This window comes from Oceanobacillus polygoni, from assembly GCF_008304605.1.
GTDB lineage: Bacteria > Bacillota > Bacilli > Bacillales > Amphibacillaceae > Oceanobacillus > Oceanobacillus polygoni.
The window spans coordinates 79,198-91,628 of sequence record NZ_PIJY01000014.1 but is presented as its reverse complement, the minus strand read 5'-3'; the positions used below and the strand labels follow the sequence as shown (position 1 = coordinate 91,628).

The window sequence follows — 12,431 nt, the reverse complement described above, 5'->3', positions numbered from 1 at the left end:
GAAACATAGATTATCTATTTTTGGAGAAGAAAGTGTTTCAAATTAATTATCGAAAACTGTAACTTTCTACTTGACGGTTACACCAGTTGAGATATCCTTCGAATTTAATGGAATATGATATATGATACGCCGAGAAGGGAGGATATATATACGATTGTGAAATTGTCAAAGACCACAGAGGTTTAAGTAAATAGAGTTAAAGGCAGCGAAGTCATCCTCACTGCCTTTTCTTCATTCCTAAAGTTTTCTATCTTCTAATGGACTAATATTAATGACAACTGGTGGATTTTGCTTTAATGATCCATCCTTTTGAATCAGTGGTCCTGATACAACACATTGTCCTTTTTTCAAAGTGGATAGCCTTTTTTCCCAATTTCTTTTCTCTTGCGTATCCTGCGCCAAGTTAGCGGCTATGGAACTAATTTCATTCTCTGGCGGCATGAAATAAATCTTTTGACTTGCACCTTGTAGGCGGGAAACCTCATCAGAAGAAAATTGGCCTCTAAATGATTGTGTCGCATAACAACCTGACCAACCAAACTTTCTTCCTTCTGTAAGGATTTTTGCACTAGGTGACTTTTCACGATGATCTAAATTTTGCGCTTCGTCTAATATAACTGTCAAAGGGTTATCTTTATCTCCATGATTTAATAAATGATTCCAAAGATCCCACAATATAAACTCCGTAATCATCATTTGCACTTCTCGATTATAGCCTGTCAATTGAATGATAAATACTTTCCCTTTTTGATTAATAAGTTGTTGCCAATCATAATAAGAATCACTATTAAAAGGGTTTTTATCAATAAGCGGCTTAATTTGCGAACGAGCTGTTTTCGCTGGACCAGTGCTATCATTTTCTAATTCTTTTAGCATTAATTCCAAGTTCATACTATCCCCATAGTTCTCTAACCCTCTAAGAACCGCTTCGTAAATAGCATTTTGTTGCTGAATACCTAGGTCTTTAAAAACTGCAGAAAATACTGCTTTTATTCGTTCTGCAATGTCTGTATCATCTTCATCGATATAGATGTCTTCGTCTAATTCTTTCTTATTTCTTTTAAAAGGATTAATCGGGAACTTATTTAAAGCAACTAAGAATTGTTCTAAATTATCGCCCATCAATTCCTTAAATTCAGGTTCTAGTTTAGAACTTTTAAACCCATCTGTATAATCGAAAATTATATTCGATACCCCTTGTCTCGACAGTTCTAATAGGACACATTGAATAAAGTAGCTTTTTCCTTGTCCTGATTTACCCGAAATAAGCAAATGACGATTTGCTAGCCCTGGGTGTCCATATTCCCAGTAAATATCCTTAGTCGAACCTTCCACAGAACCAAGTAGAATACTAACATTATCATTAGGTAGTGTTTTCTCTTTAGTTGAATTATTTAATTCATTTTGCGTTGTTTCGGAATCTTTTTCGTTTTGTGATTCTACCTCTGCAAGAACTTCTGTTGTACGTTCGCGCTTTATATATTGATATTTATTGAATAATAAAGTCTCTGGATTAATATCAGTATTACCTTGCTGAATTTTATCTTTTAAATTTTCTATTTCCTTAATTAATCCGGTATATCCATCATCCTCTGTTAGTTCAATCATTAGAATATCATCTTCAATATTAACTGACTTCCACGTCTGCTCTTTTTTAAACGATATTACAGCACCCTTACCAATAAAGGGATTTAAATGGTTACCTAATTGATAATCATCATTCAATAACATTTCCTTTAATTTATATAGTTTGCTATATTCCTTCTCCTTCCAAATCTTATTCTCAATTAATTTTCTCATATTAGAGAACATAATTTGAATAAAGAAGTTTCGAAAGAACTTATTTTTAAATACTGTTTTATGACTGATACCTTCTTTAGCAAGTTGTGTCTTAAACAATTGATGCGTTTTATCAATCTGACTTTTTCCTTTACTAATTGCTGACCTTGAATTAATACCAAGTTTTACCTCAACCGGGTAATAGTGAACAGATAATTTATCTTCTCTTTGTTCAATTCCAATTAATAATAAATCATCACTATGTACGCCAGAAACATTCAAATTCTTTGCAGAGAAAACACCTTCATTTTTCGTCAGTTTAGTAACCCCAGCAATTCTCAATATTTCTTCTAGTGAAACTGGAACCCAAAAGATATCATCATGATCTAATATACTTAATACATAATTAATAGCTGATATAATGCTTAATTTTTCTCGGGAAAACTCGCCCTTATTACTGATAATTCGTAAGAGCCACTCTCCGTTAAAACTATTAAAGGCACGTATCGCATTCTCGATTTGTTCTGGTTTTGCTTTTATCTCCCTACTGTTCAGATACTGTTCAATTATCGATTTATACTGCTCTGATTTGTCCGTGACTGTTATTGCATCATATTGTGTAGAAGACGAATATTGATCACTATAATGAATAACAAGCAAGTTTCTAGATGAACTTTGGAAAAAGTCTAAATCTACATTAGGTTCAATAAAAGTAACCCAATAGGATGCATCATAAAGTTGATCTAAAATGGATTCATTATAGTTAGCAGTTCTCGTAACAATTGCTTCATCTTTACGATACGGTTTAACACCATTATTTTCTAAATTACTTGCTAATTCATTCATAGATTTTGCCATCATAATCAAATAATTTGACTGATTTTCAGCGTTTCTCATACCAAATCCTGTTCGGTAATCATTTTTTGTTTCCAGATAGGATTGTGATGAAATTAATCCTTTTAACGATAGTCCTGTCTCTATCTCTTTCATTTTATTTGAAGCAGGGGCATCATTTGAAACCATTTTATAAAAAGATATATGCGCATAATCATATGCCTCCTGGTAGGATCTTCTATAGTAGAAGATATTACCACGTATGATTCTTAAAACATCGACAGCATCTAGATTCTTTGTTTTTAAAGAAGTAATACTAAACGTTTGTTCTAACTCTTCTACTTCATCAATCATTGAAAACTGTTCAAATGCACTCGACTTTTCTTGATTATAAATTGCTACCTCTATAGGAACAATCCCAGATAATCCTTTTTTCTCAATTTGTTTTTTAAGAAAAAGAATTAATCCCCTAACAACTTCCTTATCATTTGTTATATTTATAACATTTAACTGGATTGGAGATCTTGCATTTTCTAAGAACAAATAGGGAAAATGTTCAACAAATTGATTTAATTTTTCTTCTACCACATGTGAAAGAAAGGCATTGGACTCTCCAATGGCTACCTTCTGAATTGGTTCATAAATGAGCCATTGTGGTACTGTTTTTTGACTTACCGGACGATACATTTGATTAGTATTACCATAAATGTACGGCAAAAGGTTATTCGGCTTTAACCTTTCTAAGATATGCAAGTCTATAGATTCATCCAGCAAGTGATTTTGAACTTCTAATTGATAAGCAACATTTAATGGATGAAGTGGGGTAAAAGAGATTCTATCAATTTCATTAATAATCCCCAATTTAAAAAGATTTTTACCTTCTTCTTCTAATATCGAGTCCTCTTTTAATTCAGAAACACACTGAATAAACGTCTTAATATATTCGAGAGATAATTCAGTAAGGGTATCATTCATATAAGCTAAGCTTGGGATTAAGTCTCTACTTCGATAATAATCTAACAACTTATGATAGGCATTTACCAGCTGCTTATCTAACGCCAAAACTTCCCCTTTTAGTGATGAAGCCGCCCTTCTAGCAAATAGGAATCCACTTTTTATCCATTCTATTTCATCAAGTAGATAAGTTTTTACTTCATTACTTGCTGAAAATTCACGTGTTTTTTGCTTTAATTTATTGGCGATTTCATCGTAATGAAAATCTTCCTCATTCTCCCTTTTCAACTTCCATATACGCATTCCACTAATTGGGGTAACCCTAGAGATTTCTTCCTTTATCATAAATGGGATTACAGAATTTATATGCTCTATTTGGAAATACAGATTATCATCATCCCACGCCGGTGATTCTGTTGATATCTTCACTCCTATATCCTGTAATTGTATCACTTGGTCTGCATCTTCCACTAAGGCCTCTTCAGCAGACCCATCCACGTTACCGAACATAATTTCTTCATTTTTTCGGTTTAACGTAATTCGTCCTTTTTTCACATTAATTTCAAAAAGTGTTTTAATCCCTTCTAATAAAATCTGATTGCATTCTACTACGGTTATATTAAAGATATATTTAGACTTTGTTTGGTTATTATGTGTATAGACAGCTTGATAAAAAGAAGTAGTTCCGGGCTGATGAACTAAATTCACATTGAATTTTTTTCCTGATACAGTACAAAAATCCATTGACTTTTTATGGATAAACTCTTTACGTAACCGGTCATCAAACTCAAACGACAACTGGACATTTTCCAATTTATTTGGGTTAAATACAATAATATGCCGTTTTCTTTGGCCAGCCTTTGTCTCCATCTGCGGTTTTTCCCAATACACTAATCCTTCAGAAGTCAAACCTTTTTTTGCCTCTATATATTCAATAGGCTTATCTGATTGCAAAGAATTTTCATGAGAACTTTTAATAGCACTATATTCATTTTCTGTCCAGTTTTCCTTTATCAATAGTTGTATCCCTTTTTCATCAAAAATCTTCTCCAATTGACTCTGAAGGTTTTCATATTCATGAATATACTGAACCTGATGAAATAGAGAATGGTTATCTTTAAGTCTATTTCTCATTTGATTTTTGGAAAATTGGTCTAAATTTGCATCATAAAAAAGACCTAGATGTGCATAATCGCCTTTCTTTATTTCTCCTTTAGATAAAAATCCTAGAATTTCTGCATAATCCAATAAAGAAGATTGAATAAACGCTTCTTCTCTTTTCTTTTTCAAATGAAATTTTAGCACTTCTTTATGATCAGGAGAGAGTAAATCATTATTATCAATTTCCTCCTCCAAGGTTTTTAGAATCGATTTAACATTTAGTGGCATACCTTCCTTTTGTAGGTCACTACTTCCTCCACGTATGCTATCTAGATTCTCATAACAAATACTCAATAGGGCTGTTTTATACCAATCATTCCTTTGTAGTCCAACTTCGTTACGTAAAGTGACTAGAAAATCAGGTGTTACATTACCATTGGTGGCAGCAACTACAACTTTAATATCTCCTATCACCAAAGCAAACGTTGAATAAGGTTCACCCTGTTTATGCTGATATCTAAACTCATCAGCATTGTTATTTCCCTTCAGGAAGTCATAAAAGAAATTTACTTCCTCCTTATTATCAAACTGGAGGTAGAAACGCTCCCCACCTGTCAACTTTGATTCTTTAAAATAATCAATCAGCTTATCTGCAAGGTACTTATAAAATTGGTTTAACATATTGTGCATCTCCACTATCACTTTTTTTATCTAGTAAATTTAATTTATCAAATAAAGCTACAATTTCCTCTTTTGAATATTTATCAAAATAAAGTCCACGTAACTCTAACTCTACAAATACTTGTTTTAACGATTTTCTTTCATCTTTCAAAGATAATGCTGTCATTAATAGTAATAAATCCTGGGAGGCATTTAACATATAACCCAATGATCCTCTTGTCTTCATAAAATACTTCTTTCCAACTTCATCAATGGAAAGCGGATACCTTGACTGTGGCCCTTGCATTGTTGATTTTTCATATGTTTCTTGTATACTTTTAAACAGCTCCATTACCAATTCATCATATTCAAGATTTTCGTCTATAGAATTATTAGTAAGTGATAAGATAGATCTGTACTCTTGCATCCATTCTCTAATCATTCTTTTTAGAACGCCTTGTTTTTCTTCTGAAGAATTTTCATAGGTTGCTTTCAGTTCCGGATAACTTTGTGAATTATTTACCCCAAATAATATGTTCAAGTGCTCAAGAACATTTATATCTATTAATAAATTTTTGGAGGCATCTTTAATAGTTTGATATCCAAAAGCATATCCTTTACGACTTTTACTTGTAGGCTCCCAATCTAATGTATAAAAAACCTCATTATTGTAATATAAATCTCCCTTTGTTTTCTGAGAAAACTTTAATGTTATCTGGGTGATATAGAAGAAATAATAATAACTAAGGAATAATGCATAATGATTTTTAAAATAATCCTCATGAGAAAACAAGTATCTAAAATCTTCTTTAAATATTTTTGTTATATGGTTTAGTTTAGTTCTATATTTCAACTCTGTATTTTTCTCTTCTAACCCACCTAGGTTCGTTAATACTAACTTTGATATTAAGTCGTCTGAATGAGTATTTTGAAAAAAGCCCTTAAATTCATTATCTCCTTCAATGAAAACATCTGCTAAAAACCTAGAGATTTCCTGCTCTCCTTTTGATTCTACGCTTTCACTAAACGGTAAATATTGAAACATATACGGATGGAAAACTTTTAAACTGCCACCATTATCTAATAAAAACATGCTTAGTATCTGTTCTAAATATTGTTTATCTCTATCTTCAACATTCACATTCATACTCATTTGTTTTATCAACTCACCATTATTAAGTCTTTGGTTTAATTGCATTCCGGATATTTGGCGAGTAAATCCACCTAACACCCCATCAAAACCTTCCTTAAATTTTGGTCGTTCGGTTCCTCTAGTCACAAAAGGAAGAAAGCTACTTCGCTTATTAATGGCATGTTTTAAGCTCTTCTTTTCTTCTTTAACTGATAATGCATCTCTTAAATCTTGTAAGTTTCTTGGTTCTATCATGATTAATCCCTTCTAAACGAATATTCTTCATAGTCATCGTCATAATTCAATCTAAACATCATATCAGTTTGATGATTAACAAAAAGTAACTCCTTTTTACGTTTACCGTGCTGCATTAATCGGTCAATAAATTTAACATATTGAATATAGTTTTCCTCATCTTTTTTATTTGGGCGGTAACCCCTAGATAATCTTATAATCATTTCATATAGTGGGTAATCAATGTCTAAAAATTCAGGGTTTTCTTTATTCTGGTCTGCTAAAGCCAACAAAATGGAAAGTTGAAACCTTTCTAATGTTGTATCATTATTTTGCCTTAAATGATTAAAAAATGGCTTAATCTCTAATGACTGAGCAATTTGAATGTGTTCATTATTAGAGTTTATATAGATATACCGATCTTTTGGAGTACCATTCCATAGAAAAATAGAATCGTGTACTAACGATTGAATTTTTCTTAATCCAGTTCTATCACCTTTATTAAAATGATATAAAAAGTTGAGATATTCATTATATGCATCATCCACAAAGACGTTTTTCATTTCATTAGAGCCTATAAAATATATCATTCTAAACAGTGTACGATTATATAATTGACGTGAGGATTCGGTTAAACTTTGAAAAGCACCCATCCCTTCGAGCTCATTCTTCCACTCAACCAAATTAGATAGGTTAATATACTTTTCAAATGTATTAATTATTTGCATGGAATTATTTAACTCTATTAAAATAAGATCCATCTCGTTTGACCGATTGTGGATGGGGTCTAGTTTTTCAAATGTTGATAAAAGTTGCGAGCGGTCTTTACCTTCAAAAATTAAGTTAAATAACAGACCTTTTGTTTTGTCTGATGCATCTGCGTTAATATAATCAACATCTATATTTTCCGGAACTAAAATATCATAAATAAAGTTGAGCAAAGATCTAGTCGAGATGATTACTTTATATTTAATATGAGATTGAATTAATAGATTTATAATCGTTTCCCTTGTTTCACTCAACATTAACAGTTCGTAATTGTTCATGAAAAATCCTCTGATATTTCTCTCTTCATCTAATTTATAAGCTCTATAAAAAGGATTATTATCAATCGGTTGTGTAATCTTTTCTAACAACGTAGCATAATAATCGGATGAAGCGACTTCTTCAGTTAGTTGAAATGGTTGATAATCACTAAAACTTATTAAGTGAAAATAATCTGATTCCTGCTTAGTTGTAATTTCAGTAGCCTCAAAAACCTTAGCCTTCTCAATAAATTTAGATAAGATTTTAAAGTTATCCTTTGCATATTCTGATTCAATAAAATTATTTAATACTCCTAAATTAATTGCTAGTATCAATTTAGTAGAAGAATTTTCTATTTGAGTGTCATTAAATGGTGATAATCTATCTGCTAGTGTATCCAACGAACTCTTATGAGGATCAAAACTTTCCGTAGCATCATTGTGAATATCAAATTGATTTATAAGTTCAGGGTATTTGTGCTTGATATACGCTAGAAGATGTGACTTACCATCTCCAACACTGCCACATAATAAGATTAACTGTGATTGCATAAAAGTAGCTGCTTTATCCAAGGATTCCTTTAATTCACCTTGAATAGATCTTTCCACATGTAAATACTCTTTAAATGAACTAAATTCATTAGAGTTTTCAATCGCTTCTTGAGAAGATTCCTTTAACTTCGATAGCTCTTTCAATAAATAGCTATCTTCATAATCAAGTTGTTGATTTTCTTTATGTTTCAATAATTGAACCGGTCTAGATTCTTCTTCATATGTAGCAGCAAGCTCATCTTTTGCATAATAATCTCTAGTAGATTCTTGTAAAATCAACTCTATTTTTCTTTCTAAACTAGAAGTCTTCTCCTCTAGCTGAACTATATAATCCATTTCTTGCTTAATTTCTGGAATCTTATACATCGGAGCAACAAATGAGTAATCACCATATAATTCCATTAACCATACACTAATTTCAAATAGCCTTTTATGTATCTTAAAGGCATTTTCCAAATCCATACCCACATACTCATGAGAAGATTTATTCCCTAATTGACGTATAGTGTCAAATGATTTCGCAATCTCCTTATTTAAAATTCCATCTTTTTCGAGATATTGTATTCTCTCGTATAATTTCATATATTTTAAATTATTTAAATCCTCATATTGCAAGATAACCTCATTAAGTAATTCCTCCGCAAATAATCTACCTTTCATCAAAACTGTTTGAGAATCTTTATAAAAAATACTCTCAATCTCACTTCCAAGAGCAGCCAACTTTGGGAACCCACTCTCCAAAAACGAAAAATTATTGTTATCCAACTTTTACACCTCAGTAAGTATTATTAAACTAATAAAAGATAAAACTTTTTATTAAAGACTAGTACAATTATATCAGATTTGTAAAGGTATTAAATATGTGTCTGGGAAATTAGATTTATTTTATGTATATGACATAAAATCTAAATTTAAGCCCAATAAGTAATTAAATTTAATGCTATTTCAATTTAAGAAAATTAGAATAAAAGTTTAAAAAGCTGATACATATGTATCAGCTTAAAATAACCCTAATTGGACTATTTCAGTCTCACTTAATTTTTCAATTTCTTCTATACGTTTACCCATTGTCGCAATAAGATCTACAACTAATGCATTGCCCATACAGAAATACCTCATTCTATCAGTCATTCCTGCAGTCCAATTATCATTAAATCCATTTAATCTTTCACATTCAATTGGTGTCAAGAATCTCTTTCTACCATTAACCTCAACTATATGAGTACTTCTATTTTTAGAACCTTCACTTGTGAGCATCGTCCGCCCAGGTAAATCTAAAGAATCCGTAGGTGACATTCCACCCTCTGAGAAAAAGTACTTGTGCCCATCTGCTGTTGTTCTTTCAACTTTCTTAGCACCACGTAAATACTCAAACTTCTTTTCTGTATCTTCAGTTAGATAATATTTTTCATCTATTTCTTCTTCGTCTAATAGAATATCTCTTAACGGGGTAGGCTCCATATACACAGGGTCGGTATGTGCCGTAAGGAATTTTCCATCTCGCATAATCCCAGAAGTATGAAAACCGAATGAATAGTTATCTGAAATATCAACTCTATCAGTTGGCAATTCTTCAATGTCACTTATTCTTCCTAAATAAGGGTCTTCCTTCACAGGAAATGCCTTTGCAAAAAAGCCTTCCTTAAAGACAATTTCTTTTTTATCGAAATTACGTTGCTCTCTATCGAATAAAATATCTCTCTTATATGCAAATATAAATACCCTACGTCTTCTTTGGGCATGGCCATAATCTGCAGCATTAATTACACGCCATTCCAGGTTATAATTTAACTTATGAAAAGTAGCAAGCATCACCGCAAAATCACGCCCTCTTTGTTTAGAAGGGGATTTTAATAATCTATCGACATTCTCAAGAAGTACATACTTGGGGTGGGAGTTTTTAAGTATTCGTTCAATCTCCCAGAATAATACTCCTTTTATCCCTTGTATGCCTTTTTCTCCTGATAATGATCTAGCTACTGAATAATCTTGACATGGAAACCCACCTACGACTAAATCAGGAACAAGCTTTTGAAATACATTATCGGAAACTTTACTGATATCTTCATTACTGTGTATCCCATCTTTGAAATTCCGTGTATAGCATTCAAACGCATCTTGGGATTTTCGTGATGGTTCCCATTGATTTGCCCAACTAATATCGAATAAGTCTTTATTAGCCTTTTCTAAGCCAAGCCGAAAACCACCTACGCCAGCAAACAATTCCACTACACGAAGTTTTTTTTGGTGTCCCATTTACGAACATCCTTTCGCTTTTCTTACATTATAACTTATATTATTAAAAAGATTAAGATCTTTGTTTATTAACATCCATTTTGGATTTGCATATACCCAAACCAATAATTCATAATCAAATCTAACAATTCAAATATATTTGTTCCTGCAACCATTAATATAACAATTAATTTTATCATATCAAAAAGGAATACTCTACAATATTTTTTTCCATTTCATACTGTTGACTATATATGGAACTAATCTAGCCATACTAGAGTTATGTTATGGTATTATTTAACTAATAAGGAGTCGGTTAATATGAAGGAATTTAATTCAAAAAAGGAATTACTAACTTATGCTGAGCAAGCGGAAACATTAACTTTTGGTGAAATAGACAAAAGTTCAAGATTAGATAACAAAAAGCTTAAAGGTGGCTTAGGTCAAATAATTGAAGAAAGTTTTTTCGGTTATGAAATTAACTCAAATAAAGAAGCCGACTTTAAAAATTTAGGAGTAGAGTTGAAAGTTACCCCAATAAAAGAATTAAAGAGTGGATTGATATCGGCTAAAGAAAGGCTAGTTCTAAACATTATAAATTATGAACTAGAGTATTTAAAAACATTTGAAACATCTAGTTTCTGGTTTAAAAACTCAGAACTCCTAATAATGTTCTATTTATGGAGAACTGATTGGAATCGTTCAGATTATCCAATAATAAAGTCTATTCTTCATACTTTCTCTGAAGAAGATTTGTTAATTATAAAACAAGATTGGGAAACAATTATCGAAAAAATTAAAGCAGGAAAAGCTCACGAACTTTCAGAAGGAGATACTAATTATTTAGGAGCAGTGACTAAAGGAAGTTCGAGTAAATCAACTCGTATTCAGCCATTTAATAATACACCTGCTAAACAAAGAGCATTCTCCTTAAAACAAAGTTATATGACTGCTTTGGTAAGAGATAGTATCACAGAAAAAGATTTACAAAAGGCTACAAGCCTGAAAATAAGGAAAAAGAGAACGAAAAAAAGGAGTCCAGTAGTTAAGGATATAAATGTATTAAAACAGAAAAAATTTGATGACTATGTAATAGATTTATTTAACTCATATAAAAATCGGACTAGAGAGGAACTAGTTCGCCATTTTAATATTGTGAACAATAAAGCCAATCAAGCTAAACAAATAAACTATTTAATAGCTCAAAAAATACTTGGTGTTGGTGGAAGTTCGAACGAGATACATGCCAAGGAATTTGAAAAGGCAAACATTGTGGCTAAAACTGTAGAATTAAAAGAAGGAAAAGTTCCCGATGAAAATTTAAAAGTCTGTGAAATTAATACATTTGAAGAAGTGACGCAAGTAGTTTGGGAAGACTCATTATTATATGATAAATTGCTATCTACACGGTATTTATTTATCATTTTCGATAGATTATCAGATGAATCAGTTGTGTTAAAGGGAGCAAAGTTTTGGTCTCTGCCAGTAACTGACCTTAACCAAATTGTGAAACAAACGTGGGAAGAAGAAAAGGAAAAATTTAAGGAGGGGGTTCAATTAACCTACAAGAAAAGCTCAAATAAAAAAGGATTCATAGTATCAAATAATTTAGTAAAAGAATCTGATAAGAAAATTATTCATATACGTCCTAGTGCTGGAGAAGCACAGTACTGTCCACCATTTAAAAATGAAAATAATATATATATGAATAATGCGAGAAGGTTACCAGCACCTGCCAAATGGATAAATCGGCCAGAAAATCTAAAAAAAGAATTGCAGGACAATTGGATGACAAAACAAGCATTTTGGTTAAATAAAAGTTATATTTTTAATCAAATTAAAAAACTATAATAGAACTGTTGAGTGTAATCGAGAGAAACGAAATGGCAAAACTTAATCTTAACCCCAAATAGTACATCAGAGCA

5 protein-coding genes are annotated in these 12,431 nt (G+C 31.5%); 1 reads left to right on the top strand and 4 read right to left on the bottom strand.

Annotated elements, in window-relative coordinates:
* Positions 1-237 precede the first annotated feature (237 nt).
* The 4 genes from dptH to dcm all read right to left on the bottom strand — a co-directional run bounded on the left by dptH (position 238) and on the right by dcm (position 10,527).
* On the bottom strand, positions 238-5,349 hold the full coding sequence (gene dptH / locus F1560_RS05300; protein ID WP_149473597.1) for a DNA phosphorothioation-dependent restriction protein DptH: 5,112 nt from the start codon (positions 5,347-5,349) through the stop codon (positions 238-240).
* Complete coding sequence (gene dptG / locus F1560_RS05295; protein ID WP_149473596.1) at positions 5,330-6,715, bottom strand: DNA phosphorothioation-dependent restriction protein DptG; 1,386 nt, start codon at positions 6,713-6,715, stop codon at positions 5,330-5,332. Before dptG ends, dptH begins: the two co-directional genes overlap by 20 nt.
* Positions 6,716-6,717: 2 nt before the next feature.
* Entirely contained in the window at positions 6,718-9,036 is a 2,319-nt protein-coding gene (gene dptF, locus F1560_RS05290; RefSeq protein ID WP_149473595.1) for a DNA phosphorothioation-dependent restriction protein DptF, read from the bottom strand.
* Between the two features lie 234 nt (positions 9,037-9,270).
* Positions 9,271-10,527: a DNA (cytosine-5-)-methyltransferase gene (dcm, locus tag F1560_RS05285; protein WP_149473594.1), complete on the bottom strand. Its 1,257-nt coding sequence runs from the start codon at positions 10,525-10,527 to the stop codon at positions 9,271-9,273.
* A 300-nt stretch (positions 10,528-10,827) separates the two neighbouring features.
* Here dcm and F1560_RS05280 point away from each other — a divergent pair, with 300 nt between their 5' ends.
* Entirely contained in the window at positions 10,828-12,357 is a 1,530-nt protein-coding gene (locus F1560_RS05280; protein WP_187773638.1) for a Sau3AI family type II restriction endonuclease, read from the top strand.
* Positions 12,358-12,431 lie beyond the last annotated feature (74 nt).

Excerpts from the sequence above, each read along its gene's own strand:
- dptH (WP_149473597.1), bottom strand. The coding sequence starts at position 5,349 with ATGTTAAACCAATTTTATAAGTACCTTGCAGATAAGCTGATTGATTAT.
- dptG (WP_149473596.1), bottom strand. The coding sequence starts at position 6,715 with ATGATAGAACCAAGAAACTTACAAGATTTAAGAGATGCATTATCAGTT.
- dcm (WP_149473594.1), bottom strand. The coding sequence starts at position 10,527 with ATGGGACACCAAAAAAAACTTCGTGTAGTGGAATTGTTTGCTGGCGTA.
- F1560_RS05280 (WP_187773638.1), top strand. The coding sequence starts at position 10,828 with ATGAAGGAATTTAATTCAAAAAAGGAATTACTAACTTATGCTGAGCAA.